General features: G+C 47.9%; 14 protein-coding genes and 2 pseudogenes. 14 read left to right on the top strand and 2 right to left on the bottom strand.

The window, feature by feature from the left end:
• Positions 1-243: 243 nt before the first annotated feature.
• Positions 244-894, top strand: a complete 651-nt coding sequence (locus MHH57_RS12210) for an NAD(P)H-dependent oxidoreductase (RefSeq protein WP_341039350.1) — start codon at positions 244-246, stop codon at positions 892-894.
• Positions 895-1267: 373 nt separating this feature from the next.
• Here the strand turns inward: MHH57_RS12210 and MHH57_RS12215 are convergent, their stop codons facing one another.
• Positions 1268-1552 (bottom strand): helix-turn-helix transcriptional regulator, encoded by a 285-nt coding sequence (locus MHH57_RS12215; protein ID WP_141695491.1) that lies wholly within the window; start codon positions 1550-1552, stop codon positions 1268-1270.
• Positions 1553-2148: 596 nt separating this feature from the next.
• Entirely contained in the window at positions 2149-3000 is an 852-nt protein-coding gene (locus tag MHH57_RS12220) for an aldo/keto reductase (protein WP_029515308.1), read from the bottom strand.
• 175 nt (positions 3001-3175) lie between these two features.
• Between MHH57_RS12220 and MHH57_RS12225 the strand changes: the two genes are divergently transcribed.
• The 13 genes and pseudogenes from MHH57_RS12225 to narJ all read left to right on the top strand — a co-directional run bounded on the left by MHH57_RS12225 (position 3176) and on the right by narJ (position 19049).
• On the top strand, positions 3176-3670 hold the full coding sequence (locus MHH57_RS12225) for a MerR family transcriptional regulator (RefSeq protein WP_029515307.1): 495 nt from the start codon (positions 3176-3178) through the stop codon (positions 3668-3670).
• Positions 3671-4294: 624 nt separating this feature from the next.
• Positions 4295-5176, top strand: coding sequence for a DNA-binding protein (locus tag MHH57_RS12230; RefSeq protein ID WP_342435132.1), 882 nt, complete (start codon positions 4295-4297; stop codon positions 5174-5176).
• Between the two features lie 913 nt (positions 5177-6089).
• Positions 6090-6608 carry a sigma-70 family RNA polymerase sigma factor gene (locus tag MHH57_RS12235; RefSeq protein ID WP_029515305.1) on the top strand — a complete coding sequence of 173 codons (519 nt, stop codon included), beginning with the start codon at positions 6090-6092 and terminating at the stop codon, positions 6606-6608.
• A gap of 28 nt (positions 6609-6636) precedes the next feature.
• Positions 6637-7743, top strand: coding sequence for a hypothetical protein (locus MHH57_RS12240; RefSeq protein WP_342435133.1), 1107 nt, complete (start codon positions 6637-6639; stop codon positions 7741-7743).
• A complete protein-coding gene (locus tag MHH57_RS12245; RefSeq protein ID WP_209950303.1) occupies positions 7740-8723 on the top strand; it encodes an ABC transporter ATP-binding protein in 984 nt (327 codons plus the stop codon). The genes MHH57_RS12240 and MHH57_RS12245 overlap by 4 nt, the downstream gene beginning before the upstream one ends.
• Entirely contained in the window at positions 8720-9601 is an 882-nt protein-coding gene (locus tag MHH57_RS12250) for an ABC transporter permease subunit (protein WP_209950302.1), read from the top strand. Before MHH57_RS12245 ends, MHH57_RS12250 begins: the two co-directional genes overlap by 4 nt.
• Positions 9602-10552: 951 nt before the next feature.
• Positions 10553-12140 (top strand): annotated as a pseudogene (locus tag MHH57_RS12255) (MFS transporter).
• Positions 12122-12562, top strand: a complete 441-nt coding sequence (locus MHH57_RS12260) for a hemerythrin domain-containing protein (RefSeq protein ID WP_069011451.1) — start codon at positions 12122-12124, stop codon at positions 12560-12562. The pseudogene MHH57_RS12255 and the gene MHH57_RS12260 overlap by 19 nt, the downstream one beginning before the upstream one ends.
• On the top strand, positions 12552-12878 hold the full coding sequence (locus tag MHH57_RS12265; RefSeq protein WP_069011450.1) for a hypothetical protein: 327 nt from the start codon (positions 12552-12554) through the stop codon (positions 12876-12878). The genes MHH57_RS12260 and MHH57_RS12265 overlap by 11 nt, the downstream gene beginning before the upstream one ends.
• A 52-nt stretch (positions 12879-12930) precedes the next feature.
• A complete protein-coding gene (locus MHH57_RS12270) occupies positions 12931-13212 on the top strand; it encodes a hypothetical protein (RefSeq protein WP_029515295.1) in 282 nt (93 codons plus the stop codon).
• Positions 13205-16890 (top strand): annotated as a pseudogene (locus tag MHH57_RS12275) (nitrate reductase subunit alpha). Before MHH57_RS12270 ends, MHH57_RS12275 begins: the two are co-directional and overlap by 8 nt.
• Entirely contained in the window at positions 16880-18394 is a 1515-nt protein-coding gene (gene narH / locus MHH57_RS12280; RefSeq protein WP_341070837.1) for a nitrate reductase subunit beta, read from the top strand. Before MHH57_RS12275 ends, narH begins: the two are co-directional and overlap by 11 nt.
• Complete coding sequence (gene narJ / locus MHH57_RS12285) at positions 18381-19049, top strand: nitrate reductase molybdenum cofactor assembly chaperone (protein WP_029515290.1); 669 nt, start codon at positions 18381-18383, stop codon at positions 19047-19049. The genes narH and narJ overlap by 14 nt, the downstream gene beginning before the upstream one ends.
• Position 19050 lies beyond the last annotated feature (1 nt).

The following is a 19050-nucleotide window of genomic DNA, read 5'->3' on the forward strand; positions in this document are numbered from 1 at the left end:
ATCCTTCTTGACACTCATTTTTTTCTGTAACTATAATGATTACATTAAGAAGGGAGTTAGTAATGATAATATTCAGCGATTTTCAATAGGACTCGAAAAAGTTCCACTGCTGAATGTTTACCAGACAGTGGAAGTCATGGAGTAGGGGAAGCTCTTTCATATCCACGAACAGCATAGCTAGAATTGCTATTAATAGCATTGTATCCTCAATTATTTTAATCATAACATAGGAGTGGATTTATCATGGCAACTGTATTGTACGTAACCGCTCATCCTTTAAAAGACGGTACATACAGCCTATCAGTCGGCAAACAGTTTATCGAAACCTATCAGGAGGCCAATCCAGGAGATGAGGTCATTCATTTGGACCTGTATCGCATGGATCTTCCGCAAATCGACGCCGATCTTCTAAGACGCTGGGGGCAGCCACCAAGTGGTCTTTCTTTCGATGAACTGAGCGAGGGATCGAAGGTCAAAGCGGTGCGAATGCGCGAGATTACGGACCAATTCATGACTGCGGATAAAATCGTCATTGTCAATCCGGTATGGAATTATTCTTTCCCGTCGGTTCTGAAAGCGTACATTGACGCGGTTATAGTTCCGGGAAAAACTATTAAGCGAGCCGATAATGGGCTGCGGGGTTTGTCCGGTTTGATTGGGACGCAGCAGGACAAAAAAGTGATGCACATTCAGGCTTCCGGCACGGTTCTCTCCCATGGGAAGTTCAAAGATGTAGAGTACAGCCATAGTTATGTAAAAGCTATCATGAATTTACTGGGCATTGACGATGTGCAGGCTATCTTTGTTGAAGGTATCAGTGAGCAGCCGGACCAAGCGCAGAGCATAAAGGAATCAGCAATCCGGCAAGCCATATTGGCAGCCAAAGCGTTTTGATGTGACAGCCTAAAGAAAAAGCGGAAAAATTCCAGGATTTTTTTTCTGGTTTTTCTTTCTCTTTTTTGACCATGATGGGGGATTGTATTGTTGTTACACCTGATGTACGTTGAACCCAAATAAGTTGCATTATTACAATATTTTATACTTAAGGAAATTCCTTTGTTTTGGCGGCCACAATGCGGTCATCATTATGGAGCGCTATGAGCCATAAGTGGAAATATAATGGTTAAACCCCAGGGACCTTATCCATCTGGAAGAAGCCCTGAGGTTTTTTGTTATTGAGCAGGGAGGTCTTGCCTGTAGTAATACGAAGCGGTCTCAAAATCTTTTTGGTGATAATAAGCTTCAGCTATAAGAATATACAATTCACTCATTTTTTTGTGCGCTTGCTTTTGTTATTGAGTTGGGCTTTTAAATCAGCTTCTTCCTCTGTGATTTCTATACTCTTTATTATGTTTAGAAACTCATTTAACAAATTGCTTTCAAGATATTGTTCCGCCCTTACCAATTGAGTAGGAATGGAGGGAGGAGGAGAAACGGTTTCCGAGGCCACTTCTTCTAAGAGAAAAGTAATAGAGCAATTTAATCGCTCCGCAAGCTTGCTAATGATCTCAAAAGAGGGCATCGCATTTCCTTTCTCAATTTGACTAATCAATATCAGATGATGAATTCACCCGCAGCTGGTTAGCAGCAGGGATAAGCAAGGATTATGCTGAGATCATGACCGGACTCGACCGTAAAATTCGCGAGGAAGGAGCGGAAGATCTAAGTACTGATACTGTAATGAGGGTGACTGGGAAGGCGCCTGTCTCCTTCCAACAATTTGCACAGAGACACGCAGGAATCTGGATGCGGGAATTAGACAGTACTATGACATTTTAGCCAAACTCAAACAGCGTGCACCAAGCTTGGAAAATTCCCTTGGAATCCTCGGCACTTCGCGTAGATATTTGTGTGTCCCAGCTTCCAACTGACAAAACCGAAAATATCTAGTTACGAACACAAGCTGAGAATTGCGCTAACAGAGATGCTCGTTGAATAAATTAGTCTAAATCTTCTATTAGAAACAGACTAGAATTATTGCTTTAATAGGGGGGATTATGATTAAGCGAAAGGTGGCATCTTATAAAGCGGAAAAGCGAATCCAAGGGTCAATTCAAGTAAAGAAAGGACAGGGTTCACTTTAAACCGCTCTGCCCTTTCTTTATAGATGAGGATAAACGAGTGATAAGTTTATGGTTCGATCAAGGTTTACAGATCGATTCTCCAGTTGCCCATCATCTTGGCGACTTCCGGGTCGCGATACGATAAGAAAAGACTTTCCCGCGTATCGAGGGCCGAGATTTGTTCGATATCATCCGCGCTCAACTCAAAATCGAAAATGTCAAAGTTTTCGACGATCCGCTCTTTTCTTACCGATTTTGGAATTACAACGACTTCACGCTGAACAAGCCAGCGCAATACGACCTGAGCGACGGACTTGTTGTATTTTTCTGCGATCGAGAGCAACACTTCGTTTTTGAACATGTTGTTAAGTCCCTCAGCGAATGGGGCCCACGACTGGTGTTGAACTCCGTGCTCTTTCATAAAAGCTGCGCTCTCTGTTTGCTGGTAGAACGGGTGCGTTTCGATCTGGTTGACGGCGGGTACGATTTCGTTATGAACGATGAGGTCCATCAGGCGGTCGGGTAGGAAGTTGCTGACACCGATCGCCCTAATCTTGCCTTCGCGGTACAGGTCTTCCATCGCACGCCATGCACCGTAGTAATCGCCAAATGGCTGGTGAATAAGGTACAGATCGAGATAGTCGAGTTGAAGCTTCTTCAAGGATTTGGCAAATGCGTGCTTGGTACTCTCGTAGCCGGCATCCTGAACCCAGAGCTTGGTCGTGATGAACAGCTGCTCACGCGGTACGCCGCTGCGGTTAATCGCACGACCGACCGCTTCCTCATTCAAATAACCGGAGGCGGTGTCGATCAGGCGGTAACCAGCCATCAGCGCTTCATATACAGCGTTCTCGCATTCTTCAGCATCTGGAACTTGGTAGACACCAAAGCCGATGATCGGCATTTTCACACCATTGTTTAATGTTACGGTTTGCATTGTATTTCCTCCCATTGTCCAAATGTAAAACGCAAACGGCCGCAAAACTCGAAAATCGGGCACCTCAGTGGGCTTCCGCTTACGGTCGACTTGCATTACAATAAGCCTAACGCCTTCGTGTTACACGAAGTCAAGCCATCTTCAAAAATTTTTATTTTTCCAAGGAGGATTCCACATGCATACAGTCAAAGAAGCTGCCCAGATAACGGGACTCACCGAGCACGCTGTACGCTTTTACACGGATAAAGGCCTGGTACCAAGCGTACAGCGCAATCAAAACAACATTCGGATGTTCGACGAAGAATCGATCAACTGGTTGCATGGCGTCAAATGTCTCAAGCAATCCGGGATGCCGATTGAAGTCATTAAAATGTACGTCGATTTCTGTCTCGAAGGGGATTCGACCATTCCGCAACGCTACACACTCATGATGGAGCATAAGGAAGCGGCGCTCATTAAGCTCGAAGAAGCCAAACAGCACGTTGCCCATTTGGAACAAAAAACGGCTCTATATCAGGCCATTCTGGAGCACCGCTCTCCAGACACGACCAATCCTGGCAACTGGGATAAAATTCAGCATATGCATAGTGACGTTTTTTACTCGCCCTCTGTTCGGAAGGCTAGAGATCTACGTGAGACACAACCACTCGAAGAAAATCCTCTGTTTTAAATTCCTGGTTGGCTTAGGATGAACAAGATTCAGAACAGTCTAGATTGGACTAACGAGAGACGATAACTTAATCATAACGAGAAGGCAGCAGGCCAAATGGACCCATTGCCTTCGTTCAAATCCTCTGTTTTTACACCAAATAACAGCACTGAACGCATCGTAAAAATTCATAAAATGGTAGCGTTGTTTCAAACATGAGTCGAACCGTCTGGGTAACTTAGTTCTCGGACTGATCTTCCCAATGTATGTATTTACCTTTTTGCGGGATCAGTCGATCAGCTAACGCACTTTCGGGAAAGCTTTCTATGCATCGTATGTGTACATGATTTAAAAGGAGGGCAGCACCCCACGCCAGCGGCAGAATTGACTACTACAGAGATTAGAAGGTGAAGAAACGTAAGTCTGAAATAACAAGGGACAGACTGAAAGATTTAATGGAACTGCGTCCAGGACTTAAACAGGCACCGTATGCAAAAATACTCGGGCTAAGCCAATTCTGTGTCTCACATCATATGCGAAAATTCAGAGAAGATTTAACTTGTGAATAGCTCACTTAACTACGTAATTGACCAATGCCCAATTATAATATACTATTGGTTAAAAATGTAATTAGGAGGCAGCTATATGTTTAACTCGGCAGTTTTAGAATCAATAAGTGACATAAACCTTTTGTATGAAATGCTGCAAGCAGAGTTTTCACTAGATGGTTGGGATGCTATGGTACATATTGCGGATAAACTCCACCACTCAATCAACGCATTCTATGAAGAAGACCAACTTAGACAAGCAAAAGGGCAGCCGAGAATTGATACTAAAAGACTTAAACGAAGTGTTGCTTTTTATTTTGGATATTCTATGGTGGCGAAAGGTATCGCATTGCAAAAGATGGGCGATTACTCAGCAGCAAGGGATTGTATTGAAAAGTACTCTGAATTGGGATGGATATCTGGATTGGACGATGAGGGGAAGGAGGATGTAACACATTTCAGGATGATTGCAAATGCCAATACATATGTTTTGAATTTGCTGGAAGGTAATATGGAGACGCTTCCTGAATATGTGCAATTTATACACAATGCCGAGGAAGAAGAGTTGTTGCCGGGGACTATTACGATACTGGAGTCAGCTTTAAAACATAACTGTAACGTTGATTGGGCATTAAAAGAATTTGAACCTAATTTGGACGCTCTGGATGGAGAGTACGAAACGGAAGCCAATATTCGTTATTATATAGATCATTTATATCTTATGTCCCTTTACCACTTTACTAATGGTAATATTTACAATGCATTAAATATATCCCTCAAGGGATTGCGAATGTCTGATAAACTTAAGGATGATACTGGATATAAAAAAATCAATGCATTATTTGTTTCATTTAGTGTTCATGCAACTAAAGAACAGCTGAATGAATATAATGTATTGAACAAAACTATCCTAGAAAGGGTGTTAAAAGATGAAAAAGGCATTAGGTATGATGGCAGTAGTATTGTTTCTGTTAGGTAACGTAATCATCCCTACTGGTGCAGCAACGATCCAACCTAACAATCATGGCATGAATAGCTTCCAACAACTTAACAATCATGGCATGAATAGCTAGGTTCGTATATTTGAAACCCCTTCTACAAAGAAGGGGTTTTAATTTGGCAGAATAGTTCCAAAGAATCATAACAATCTTCTAGAAATCTACTGATTTTTCTGAAGGATTTCCCCTCAATTCACAGAACCTATCATTGAGGAGAGACGTGTCGAGGCAGGGGGTGCTTCGTGCCCTCATAAAGCCATTTCAGCAGCACAAAGACTTAATGTCTCGGCCGTCAATTCAAATATATCGGTTACATTGGGCGTTTTACATTGCAATAAAAACGATGGAGGGCGCTCAACGTGATAACACTGACTAGTAATCGTTACTGATAATATTCCCTCCATTCCTATTCCAGTCATAGGTTCAATATCAATTAACCCCATGCATACTAAATAATGAAAAGTTAAGTGTCGTTCAGTATTTAGTTCTAGCGGACCTGACAAAAGGCATTGTCAAACAGTTTCCTGGGAAATTTTAAGCGATCGTTATAGACGCTCCAAAGCAGATTAGCTTTTTATAATCACCCGAAAAGGTGGCTATGGAAAGCTTTTTTACCGGTTTAATGAATCATTAATACAATGATGGATGTAGTCGGTACGACGTACATACACAAATTTCGTTAGAGCGACTAGCATAGGTTTTGCTGAAATACAATAGTTCTTTGTACAATAAAGTTGTTTTCTAATGTCTAACAATTTCTTAATCCTGATGTCATCGGACTGTCCAATTAAGTGCAGCCTAAAAAAATTCGAAGAAAATCTCCCGAGCATGATACAAAAAAGGAAGAAGGTTCGTCTTCCTAATAGCTGCAGCTTAAAAGGAGGCAATTACAAAATGAGTATTCCGGAATCCTCACCATTCCGCAACATATTTTATGAGCATTATCCAACCGTACGCAGAAAACTGGCTGCGCTTGTGCGAGATGAAGCAGCAGCCGACGATCTGGCGCAAGAAGTATTTCTGCGGCTGTACAGAAATCCGCCGGACAACCCGGCAACCCTGGGGGCATGGCTACACCGGGTACTGACAAGAATCGGATACGATTATTTAGAGAAGAGAGCAAGAGAGAGAAAGCTGCAGAATAAGCAGGAGATAATGTATGAAGGGGAAGTCGCTTCTGAATCCGGCGAAGAGGCGCTGATGCGTCGATTGGATCAGGAAGAGGTTCAGGCTTGGCTGGACAGACTGCCCGAACGAGACCGCCAAGCGCTGCTTCTGCGCTACTCCGGCTACAGCTATGCGGAGATCGCGGAAGAGCTTAATGTCAGGTCGCCGCTAATAGGCAGTCTGCTCCAAAGAGCGACACGCAAGCTGCAGGCCACATCCAGCAAGGCTATAGCAAGGCAGGACTAATCAAATATTCGGAAAGGATTGAAATGATATGACAACTAAATTGCAGCATTCAGAAGCTGACAAAAGTACACATGAAGCCTGGGAGAGGTTGCTACAGAAGCTGGCCATGGAGCCGGTAAACGCCAAGTGGGAGACCAGGGACGCAAATAACAAAGAGGACGTTCTGAGGCTTGCCGATGCCCTTAGGCCGCCAGCGGACTCAGCTGCAATTCAGGATTCGGAATCCAGTTTGAAAGTTGATGCTCCGGCTCCGGTTGCTTCTTTCCGCCGGCGAGCAGGCAAGGGCCGAAAGTGGGCCGCAGCGGTGGCGGCAGCCGTTATCTTTGGCGTCGTACTTACAACCCCTGTGGGAAATAACGCGCTGGCGGCATTTTTAAATCAATTCCGGGTGCAGGATATCGCTACAGTTGACGAAAGCACGCTCGAAGGTATGTTTAATCAGCTGGTTCCGGGAAAATCGGCCGACATAGAAAACACCTTTGGCCAGTTTACATCGGAAAGCGGAAACGTACAGGGGGATTTTACGCGTGAACAAGCCGTCTCTAAGCTCGGATATCAGCTTCTTCCAGTAAATGTGGCCGGAACGAAGGAAAGTGTGTACGTTACTCCTTCGCAAAAAATTACAATGATGCTGAATGTGGATGAGCTCAATAAAGCTATGCAGCGTGTAGGGGCAACGAAGCTGCTGCCGGAGTCGATGGACGGTAAAGAAATAGCGTTTAGTACACATGAAAGCGTAAATTACGATTTGGGTACCGATCAGGACCACTGGGCAACTCTGACACAGATGCAGGCTCCAGAAATTACGGTAGATCCGTCCGTTGATACAGAAAAAGCGGTGGATGCCGTTCTTCAGCTTCCGATTCTGCCTTCCGATCTGAAAGAGAAGGTAAAGCGCAGCCGCATTCTGGCAGGTTCCATTCCTATGCCATATGTGGTTAATAAAAGTGCTGAAACTTCTGAGATTACCGTTGGAGGAACCAAGGTTCTGGTTACAAACATGAAGTACAGCTCAATGACGAATCGTACCGCTATCTGGATCAAAGACGGACAGTTCTTTTCCTTTGAAGGTGGGAGCGCCTATGAGTCAGAGTTTGATTTCATGAACAAGCTTAAGGAGCTGGTTGAGGCATGAGTAAGCCGACAATCGACACTAAAGGATTAACCAAGGAATACAGCAACGGGCGCGGCTGCCGCAACGTGACCATCACCGTAGGGAAAGGGGAAGCCTTTGGCTTCCTCGGCCCCAATGGAGCCGGGAAAAGCACATTTGTGAAAATGCTGGTCGGGCTCATCCATCCGACGGCCGGAGGAGCAACCCTGATGGGTGCACCCATCGGAACGCTCGAAGCGAAACGGCAAATCGGGTATCTTCCCGAGCTGTACCGGTATCAGGAATGGCTTACCGGTGATGAGGTCGTCCGGTTGCATGGGCGATTATGCGGTTTGGACAAGCAGGTGATCGACAAGAGAGTTCCTGAGCTATTGCACATGGTAGGTGTGGGTCAGCGGGGGAAGGACCGTGTTAAGCATTATTCCAAAGGCATGCAGCAGCGGCTTGGACTGGCTTGCGCGCTGGTGAATGATCCGGCCGTGATTTTTCTTGACGAGCCTTCTTCCGCCATGGACCCGGTTGGACGAATGCATGTACGTAATATACTTGAGGAACTGAAGCAGCAGGGGAAAACGATTTTCTTAAACTCCCATCTGCTTGAGGATGTGGAAGTATTATGCGACAGAATGGCACTCTTGAATAACGGACAGGTTCTCCGCCATGGGCGGGTAGCCGAAATGCTCCAGAAGCGAGTCTGCTGGCGTTTTAAAGTCGGCGGATTTTCGCCTTTTTTGCTGTCCTGGCTTATGGATACGACAGAGCTCAGCTTTCGAGTAATAACAGATGGAAAAGCCGAAGGCGGATTTACAGGAGAGAGGGGCATAGATGATACCGTCTGGCTTGAAGCGGAACTGGAGAGCGAAGAACAGGCAGGCTGGATCAATACGTTGCTGATCGGACAGGGGATGACGTTATATGAAGTCACCAAAGTTCGAGAACGGCTTGAAGAGTGGTTCATGAAGGCTGTTGCAGGGCTGAATCATAGGGGGGAACAGGAATGAGGATTATTTGGACCATGACCTGGAAGGAGCTACTGCGCAAACGGGTCCTCCTGCTGACACTTTTATTAACTGTTGTATTCCTGCTGGGATTTTGGTTTATTGCCGGCGCCATCGCAGGAGATTCTACCTCTAGGGTGATCACAGGCGGTACGAATAATGAAACTATGATCCAGGAATTTACGCTCGGGATGTTCATTTTGATGCTCGGTTTTTTCTTCGCAAGTTTTGTACTCGCCTTTTTAGCGATTTTCAGCTCATTTTCCACGATTGCGGGTGAGGCGGAGCAGGGGGTCATGCAGGCGATGCTGCCACGGCCGATTCCGAGGTGGAAATGGTATACGGGCCGCTGGCTGGGCTATGTTTCGCTTGGTGTAATCTATGCCTTGGTATTGTACAGCCTGATTTTGTGGATCACCGATGTGCATGCTTCGATCCCGCGTGATCCGGTAGTGCTGGTGCAGTCTTTTTTGCTATTTGCTTCAGTCGTTCCCTTGCTTGTAACCGTGTCCATGTTCGGATCCGGCTATTTGTCATCGGTTGCGAATGGTGTCGTCATGACGATGCTTTATGGGGCTGGTTGGCTCGGTGGCATGGTTGGAAAAATCATCGGCTCTGTGGGTCTGGAGCCAGGTCCCATGCAGACCCTGAACAATATAACGGGTGTCCTGTCCCTGATCATGCCTGCCGATGGACTGCAGCGTAAAATGCAGGCAGTGTTGTTCAGCTTTGAGAATATTAATGGACTCATCCCGGTAAGCACAAGTGGACCGTTTGGTATCGGCGAGATTCCTTCAACAGCCTTTTTGATATACGCGGCATTTTACACGGCTGTGCTCTTTGGACTCGGGTTGCGCAGCTTTGTCCGCAAGGATTTATAGGTTCTACTTTGAAGTTTCAGACTTCAGCAGCCATTCAAAAAAATTGTTTTAAAAGACCTTCTGAGAATAAAAAAGGTGGTCTAAAAAGACCGCCAAATTGCTTGCTTTATTCCAATAAATGAATCTATGAGTCTGTTTATCTATTTCGATCGTTCATTAGTTTCAGCCTCGTCTTTACGCCATAATCACGCTTAAAGCGATCAAAAAGGGCGCTAAGGTCTTCAAGTCTATAGAAGGTGATAACGACATTATTGCAACCATATCTACACAGCGATAATAATATTTTAATTGGGGCAGAACAAGATGGACTGCTGCTAGTTACTATTCTGACAATATGCATCTTAATTACAGTTTGATGTTACCCGTTAGAGAGCATCGGGTACAAGCTCAAACTTTAATCATTTGATGTTGACCTCTATGGATAATATTTCTATTTTCAAAAGACGTTTTAGGATAACCTAGAGCGTTTTTTTATTTTGAAAATCACCTGGGTATATGCCCATTTCTGCAAACGATGCTTATCTTTCCAGCGTAACAATCAATAGAAACCTACTATTTTGATTAACCATGTCAAGTTGGAGTTTTTCATCCTGTACAATAGAAAAAGACAGTGGTTTAGAATTTCTATTTGGCCAAAAGTATTCAAATATGACAGGCGAAGAACTGGTCATGGACGTGGAAAAACTATTAATCGCTTGAGCTTCATAAAATACAAATGCAATTGCTCTACATAAAAAGTTGACCTGATTTTTGCCCGCCAGCTACAGCATCTTCCGAAAATATTTTTCCACATCGTAGCCGATCATGGCAAGCATCCTTCCATCACAGGTTGCAAGTGAGCCGTCATTTGTTATCTCCCCAAATCAAATGTTTGAAAGGCCAGAAGTTTGTCAAAAATGGATATTATATCCTATAGTTGCAATTCGAATAATCTCCAAAGGGGAGCTATACATGGTAAAAAAAATTCAGTTGCCATTGCAAACCCTTAGTCTGGTTGTCTCCTTTATGGCCTGGGTCTTGATCTCTTCCCTGATTTCTTACATAAGTCAGGATATTCCGCTGACGCCTGGGCAAAGAGCGTGGTCTACCGCGATCCCGGTAATCTTGGGCTCTTTGCTGCGAATTCCGGCGGGGATTCTGACCAACCGCTTCGGGGCAAGGCTGATGAATACAGTCAGTTTCTTGATTTTGCTTGTTCCTGTCTACTATTTGAGCCAGGCCAATACTTTTCTGGATTTGGCGGTTGGGGGCTTCTTTCTTGGGATAGGCGGGGCTACGTTCTCGATCGGTGTGACTTCACTGCCTCAATATTATCCCAAAGAAAAGCAGGGCACCATCAATGGGATATACGGGATCGGGAACCTGGGTACGGCCATCTCTACCTTTGGCGCACCGTGGGTGGCTGATGCGATCGGCTGGTCAAGAGCCCTTCAGCTTTTTTTGATTTTGCTTGCCCTTTTCGCTCTGCTGAATCTGTTTTTAGGGGATAAGCGCGAAGAGCGTGTAACGAAGCTCCTGGAAGAATCAACTCAAGCAGGTTTATCGCAACGAAAAGCTGTGGTTTTTCAGCATATTTTACTTCATTACCTTCGGCTCCTTCGTAGCTTTTACAATCTATCTCCCCAGTTTTCTGGTCAGCTATTTTGAATTAAGCAAGGTGGATGCCGGACTCAGGACGGCGGGTTTTATCGCCTTGGCTACCTTTCTCCGTCCAGTAGGCGGGATACTGTCCGACAAGTCCAATCCTTTTGTAGTTCTTATGTTCGTGTTTGCCGGCCTAACCTTGTCAGGAGTTTTACTCTCTTTCGGATTGACCATGCCTCTTTTTACGTTGGGTTGTTTGATGGTAGCCGTGTGCGCCGGTATCGGGAACGGCGCGGTGTTCAAACTGGTCCCGCTTTACTTTTCCAAACAGGGGGGCATCGCCAGCGGGATCGTCTCTGCAGCGGGCGGTCTGGGCGGTTTTTTTCCTCCACTGCTGCTTACCCTGCTGTTTGGGTGGACGGGCCACTACGCAATCGGCTTTATGGCCTTGTCCGAAGCCTCGCTGGCCAGCCTGATACTTGTTCTGTGGGTATTTTTCAGCAACAAGCTGGAGTTTGCGTCGGATATTATCAAGTCCACAGCCGATGCCGTGATGGTCACTGATGCCAAGGGCGTGATCCATACCGTAAACGCTGCCTTCACCGAGGTCACCGGATATCCCAAAGAAGCGGTGATCGGAAAAACTCCCAATATACTCAGCTCCGGCTTCCATGATCGCTCTTTCTATAATGCCTTTTGGGACACTTTACTGACCACCGGAAAATGGCAGGGAAAGATCGTCAACCGCAAGGCAAATGGGGAGGTTTTTCGGGAGTGGCTCTCCGTAACGGCGATCACGAACGAGCAAAATGCCACCCATTATGTGGCTATATTCAGCGACCTTTCGCATTCTGACTCCGTAATCGGGGAAGGTGAAGGCGACAGGCTGGAAAATCAATTCTCAAAAAAAGCAACAGGAAAGGAGGCGGGGGCTTCATGTCAGGACCCGCATTGAGACATGTGGACAGTCATTCGATGATTCATGAGGCGGCCTTAGGCGAAGCAAGAGAGCTTACCGAGCTGTTGAATCGAAGTATAAAAAAAGGTGAATTGGACAAAGCGGAGGAAATTGCCTACATCACGGTGGAGCATTGGGAGGGGCGTACGCTTCAGCACGCGGCCAGCGAAGAGGAAGGATTATATGTAGAAGCTGTGGGCATCAAGCCGGAGTTGAAGAACGTCATTATTTCTCTGACTCGCGATCATCAAATAATGCGAGAAATTGTCGCTGAGATTAAGGAACTGCTGGTGCAGGGCAAGGTGGGAGGCGAGCTTCTTGCCCGTTTTCAGGCTTTGATTGTCGTTGATGAACTGCATAACCGGGATGAAATGAACATGCTGGAAAAAGAAGTGGAGGGGCTGCTTCATGATAAATGAGACCTATACACTGGCGGCGATGCTTCCCGACAAACCGCTTCAATCCGTGGAGCCGAGGCTGTATCGGCTACTGGTACAAGAGCTCGAGAGGCTCCACCTTCATCCTTATGATGTGAAGGCGGGTGGCCGGGCTGATGCTCAAGGTATCACCGTCTACCTCCGATTTGGAGAGGAATTGGGACAGGTCACCAGCAGGAAATTTTTATGGGCATTGGTGGAAGGTGGCGACGAGGAGGTCTTGGCCTTTTTTAAACAGTCGGCGGAAAAGATTAAGAAATCGATGATTGCCGATTATTTTAAAATGATGAAATTCTGACAAGGGTCGGCAGATGAGTGTAGAAAAGTAGCTACGAAAGAAGGCGAACCAGATGAATCAGGTGGAAACGGAACAGTTTGTCCGGGATGATCGGAATGATTTGCTTGCCTTGCTTGAGATGAGATTCGGCGGAGTGCCGCAGCCTGTGCAAGAACAAATCTGCCGGCTGCAGGATCTGAACGAGCTTCAGCGCCTGATTATCGCGGCTTGCAACGCAGCGGATTGGGAAGTGTTTATGGAAGAGCTTCAGTTGGGACAAGACAGCTTCAAACTGACGGGGGAAAGGTTTAACCCGGTAAACCAGCAGGGAAAGGAGCATCTGTGCAATGGCTGAACATAAAAACAAGCTGCTTGAAGCGTTGAAATACTTAAAACGCGGAGAGGCCATTAACGAGGGATGGACCGAGGAGAGCCCCAGATCCCGGGATTGGGAGAGCCTATACCGCGGCCGCTGGCAGCATGACAAGGTCGTCCGGTCGACACATGGTGTCAACTGTACCGGTTCCTGCAGTTGGAATGTTTACGTCAAGGACGGCATTATCACCTGGGAAACACAAAAAACGGACTATCCGACCACGGGGGTCGACAGCCCCGAGTATGAACCTCGGGGCTGTCCGCGCGGGGCTAGCTTTTCCTGGTATACCTATAGCCCGATCCGGGTGAAGTATCCCTATATCCGCGGCGATTTGTACGACATGTGGCGTGAGGAGTTGGCAGTTGTGGAGGACCCGGTCAGGGCCTGGAAAACATCGTCAGTGATCCCAAAAAGCGTGACAGATATGTCAAGGCCAGAGGGAAAGGCGGCTTCGTCCGGGCGGATTGGGATGATGCCTGTCAGATGATCGCCAGTTCTATTATCCATACCATTCAACAATACGGTCCGGATCGTGTCGTCGGCTTTAGCCCGATCCCGGCCATGTCCATGGTGAGTTATTCGGCAGGGACACGCTTCCTATCGCTGATTGGCGGGACCATCCTCAGTTTTTATGATTGGTATGCAGACCTTCCCCCTGCCTCGCCGCAGGTTTGGGGAGAACAAACAGATGTGCCGGAAAGCGGCGACTGGTATAACTCCAAGTATTTTATTATCTGGGGGACCAACATTCCGCAAACCCGGTCTCCTGATGCGCATTTCATGGTGGAAGCCCGTTATAACGGCACCAAGGTGGTCGGAGTCAGCCCCGATTATGCCGAATATGAAAAGTTTGCGGACATTTGGCTGCCGGCTAAAGCCGGAACCGATGCCGCGCTTGCCATGGCTATGACCCACGTCATTCTTAAAGAATTCTACGTGGATCAGCAAGTCCCTTATTTTACGGATTACGTGAAAAAATTTACAGACCTGCCTTTCCTCGTGATACTAGAGAAACATGGCGATGCGCTTCGCTCGGGCCGCTTTCTCCGGGCCTCCGACTTGGGCGATGCCCAGGAGTTGGCTGAATGGAAAACGGTAGTCTGGGACGCCGCATCTGGAGCGCCGATGGTTCCGAGCGGCAGTCAGGGCTTCCGTTGGGATCAGGACAACAGGTGGAACCTGGATCTCGAAAATCCCGACGGGACAGTAGTGGATCCTCTGCTGTCATTTATTGATGCGGCGGATGAAGTGGCTCTCGTTGACTTTCCTTATTTCGTGGAATCGGAGGGAGGGACAGTTCGGCGTGGAGTTCCTGTAAAGCATTTGCCGAGTGTGGAAGGCAGGACGCTCAAAGTCGTGACGGTTTATGACCTTATGATGGCTCATGTGGGTGTACCCAGACAGCAACTGCAAGGCGATTATCCGGTCGATTATAACGATCCGAAGCCTTACACTCCGGCTTGGCAGGAGGCGATTACTGGCGTCAAGAAATCTCATTGCATTCAGGTAGCGAGGGAGTTTGCCGAAAATGCGGCCAAGACAGGTGGAAAATCGATGATCGCCATGGGCGGAGGAACGAATCATTGGTATCACAGCGACCAAATCTACCGTTCCATTCTGAATTTGGTTCTGCTCACGGGCTCCCAGGGAGTAAATGGCGGCGGATGGGCCCATTACGTAGGTCAGGAAAAGGTGAGGCCAGTGGAGGGGTGGCAGCAGATCGCATTTGCAGGAGATTGGATCAAGCCTCCCCGCTTACAAAACGGAACCTCCTTCTTCTACTTCGCGACGGAGCAGTTCCGCTATGAGGCCAAGGTCAATGAGGAGCAGAAACCATCCTGGGGCGGGCGGTTTAACCATATGCATCCTGCGGATGTCAATGCTCTGGCCGTAAGGCTCGGGTGGCTGCCTTCATTCCCGCAATTCAACCAGAACTCCATCGATGTGGCCAGACAGGTTCGAGAAAAAGGGTTTTCGGACGATCAGGAGGCCGTACAGGAAATTGCGAGAATGGTTAAAGAGGGAGAGCTAGATTTTGCGGTGGAGCACCCCAATGATCCGAGCAATTTCCCGCGTGTCTTTTTCAACTGGAGGTCCAATCTGCTTGGCGATAGCGGTAAAGGGCATGAATACTTTGCCAAGCATTTGATCGGGACGGACAATCAGGTGTTGACGGACCCGAGCCATTCGTGGCGGCCGGAGACGGTGAAGACGGATGATGTTCCGCCGGAAGGCAAAACCGATTTGTTCATCAGCATGGATTTTAGAATGACGAGTTCAGGGCTGTTTTCGGATATCGTGCTGCCAGCAGCGACCTGGTACGAAAAATACGATTTAAGCACGACCGATATGCATCCGTTTGTCCATCCGTTTAATCCAGCTATTGAACCACCTTGGCAAAGCAAAAGCGATTGGGACGCTTTTCGGGAAATCGCCAAAACGTTCTCCCAATTGGCAGAGAAACATTTGCCAGCCTGCGAGGATGTTCTCATGACTCCGCTCGGACATGACAGTCCAGATGAAATCGCCCAAGTTCACGGAAAAATCCGCGATTGGCGCAAGGGAGAGACGGAGGCAGTGCCCGGCAAAACGATGCCCCATTTTTTATTGGTGAAGCGTGACTATCCGAACGTGTATGGAAAAATGATTACCATCGGACCGAACATTAAAAAGGGCTATGGAACAAAGGGGATTAAAATTCCCGGCGACAAGGTGTACGGCCAGCTCATGGAGCGGCTGGGGGCATCGAAACATGAGGGGATTGGCAAAGGACAGCCGGATCTATTCCGGGATAAACAGGTAATCGAAGCGATTCTGCTGATGTCTGGCGCCACGAACGGAGAACGGGCCGTGGAAGGCTGGCGTTCGTTAGAGACCAAAACCGGCAAAAAGCTGGAGGACATCTCAAAACCTCGGGAAGAAGAGGCTTTCACACTTCTGGATATTACTGCTCAGCCCCGGCATACGATCTCAACTCCGGTCTGGAGTGGCTTGGAGAAGGACAATCGGAGATACTCGCCCTTTACCTTAAATACGGAGTACAGCATTCCATGGCGTACTTTAACAGGCAGACAAAGCTTTTATCTGGACCATGAGATGATTTTGGATTTCGGTGAAGGGCTGCCGCTTTATTTGCCGCCGCTGGAGCACGTTCCTTTTTTTAAGGGTGAGAAAGAAGTGCCAGCGAATGGGAAAACGATGACGATCCGTTATTTGACCCCGCACCAAAAATGGGGAATTCATACGATGTTCATCGACACCAATCAAATGTCGACGCTGTTCCGCGGATGGCAGGTCGTCTGGCTGAACGAAAAAGACGGGGCTTCAATCGGGATCAAGGATAACGATTGGATTGAGGTATATAACCGGAATGGAGTCATCGCAGCAAGAGCGGTGCTGACTTACCGGATTCCGGAGGGGATCGCTTATATGTATCATGCCCAGGATCGCACGCTTGGCGTGCCGGGCACCTCTATCACCAAGCAGCGCGGCGGTACCCATAACAGTGTGACTCGGATTACGATGAAGCCGACACATATGATCGGAGGTTATGCCCAATTGAGCTACGGGTTCAATTATTACGGGCCGACAGGAAGTCAGAGAGATACGATGACAATCATCCGACCGTTGAAGGAGGTTGACTGGCTTGAGGATTAAAGCGCAAGTCGCCATGGTCATGAACTTGGACAAATGCATCGGCTGCCATACCTGTTCGGTGACCTGCAAGAACACGTGGACCAATCGGCCCGGAACGGAATACATGTGGTACAACAATGTGGAAACCCGGCCGGGTCCCGGTTACCCTCGGGCATGGGAAGACCTGAGGAAATTTAAAGGCGGGTGGGTTCTGCGCAACGGAAAGCTGGCACTCCGGGCGGGGGGGCCAATCACCAAACTGGCGAATATTTTTTACAATCCGAATATGGCCAGCCTGGACAACTTCTATGAGCCGTGGACCTATGATTACGATAACTTGATTCATAGCCCCAAGCGGAAGCATCTTCCGGTCGCGCGGCCTGTATCACTGATTACCGGAGAATATATAGACAAGCCGGAATGGGGCCCGAACTGGGATGACGACCTGGCTGGCGGAAGTGAGATCGTACCGCTGGACCCGAATGTCAAGCAGCTTCAGGAACAGATCGCCATGGAGTATGAGAAGACGTTCATGATGTACCTGCCCCGCATTTGCGAGCACTGTCTGAACCCTTCCTGCGTGGCTTCCTGTCCATCCGGAGCTCTGTACAAGCGGGAGGAGGATGGCATTGTACTTGTAGATCAAGACGCCTGTAGGGGGTGGAGATTCTGTACCAATGGCTGTCCCTACCACAAGGTATACTACAACTGGAATACGCACAAGGCGGAAAAATGCAATTTCTGCTACCCGCGGACAGAAGCGGGCATGGCCACGATTTGCTCGGAAACCTGTGTGGGCCGGATTCGCTATATCGGTGTCGTCTTCTATGACGCAGATCGAGCCAAGGCGGCAGCTTCCGTGGAGAATCCGCAGGATTTGTATGAATCCCAGCTTTCGGTGTTCCTTGACCCCTTCGAGCCGGAAGTGATCAAGGAGGCGAGAAGAAGCGGGATCAACGATTCCTGGATCGATGCGGCACAGCGCTCGCCGATCTACAAGCTTGCCATGAAGTGGAAGGTTGCTCTGCCACTTCATCCGGAATACCGCACGCTCCCTATGGTGTGGTATGTTCCACCGCTTAGCCCGATTATGAACCATATTGAAGAAGACGAGCTTCAGACCGATCACTATATTCCCGCCGTCGATCAAATGCGGATTCCAATGGAGTATCTGGCATCTCTGCTTACGGCAGGGGATACCTCCGTCATCCGTAGAGTGTTGCTTAAAATGACCGCCATGCGTGTACATAGGCGGCAGCAAGCCGTTGGCGGCATGGATGATCTCAGACACAGCCAGCTTTTGGGAGAGGCGGGAATTACAGTGGAGGAAATTGAAGAGATGACCCGATTGTTCGCTGTTGCCAAATATAACGAAAGGTTTGTGATCCCAACCGCTCGGAGGGAAATGGATGGCGCGAAAGAGCTTCATTACAAGCAGGGGGCCTGCAGCATCGAATCCATTACCCCGTCAAGCGCGGTCACGTCACATCTTTTCGCAAGGGAGGACATGGATGATGGAACATAAGCCCGTTTTGCTGGCGGCCTGCGCCAGATTGCTAGGATATCCCTGTGAGGATTTTCAGGAAATGAAGGAGGAACTGCTTTCAGCTGTCCAAGAGGAAATGAAAGATAATGAGCTGGCGAGCAGGTTTGGCCAGGCGGCCGAGGCTATCTTCTCGGTTCCTCCCAAGGAGCTTCAGGAAATTTATGTTTGGACGTTCGATTGGAAGGAAAAGACCGGACTCTATCTGACCGCTCATGAATTGGGTGACAGTCGGGAACGTGGGGCAGCTCTGATTTTGCTTCAGCATATTGTCCGGGATGCGGGCTTTATGATGCCGAGCGGGGAGCTGTGCGACTTCATTCCGCTGTTGTACGAGCTGCTGGCGGTAAGGTCCGACAATGTTCATGTACGCGCGCTTGAACTCCGGCTGGCCGCAGCCACAGAGCGGATTCGGAAGCATCTGTCTGAAGACAGTCCCTATTCCGAGTTGTTGAACTTTCTGATGACCGATGTTTTCGAGGTCCCTACGGAAGAAGAAATTCGCATGCTGGAGAGCAAGCGGGAGAGCGCCGATCTGGATGAACTGCCTTACCCTATCCTGTTTGGCATGGACGGTACGGCTCGTAGTGATTCAGGCTTACCTGTCTATAAAACGTGCAATGGAATGGGGGTATAAT

It is taken from the genome of Paenibacillus sp. FSL H7-0442 (genome assembly GCF_038593105.1).
GTDB lineage: Bacteria > Bacillota > Bacilli > Paenibacillales > Paenibacillaceae > Paenibacillus > Paenibacillus polymyxa_D.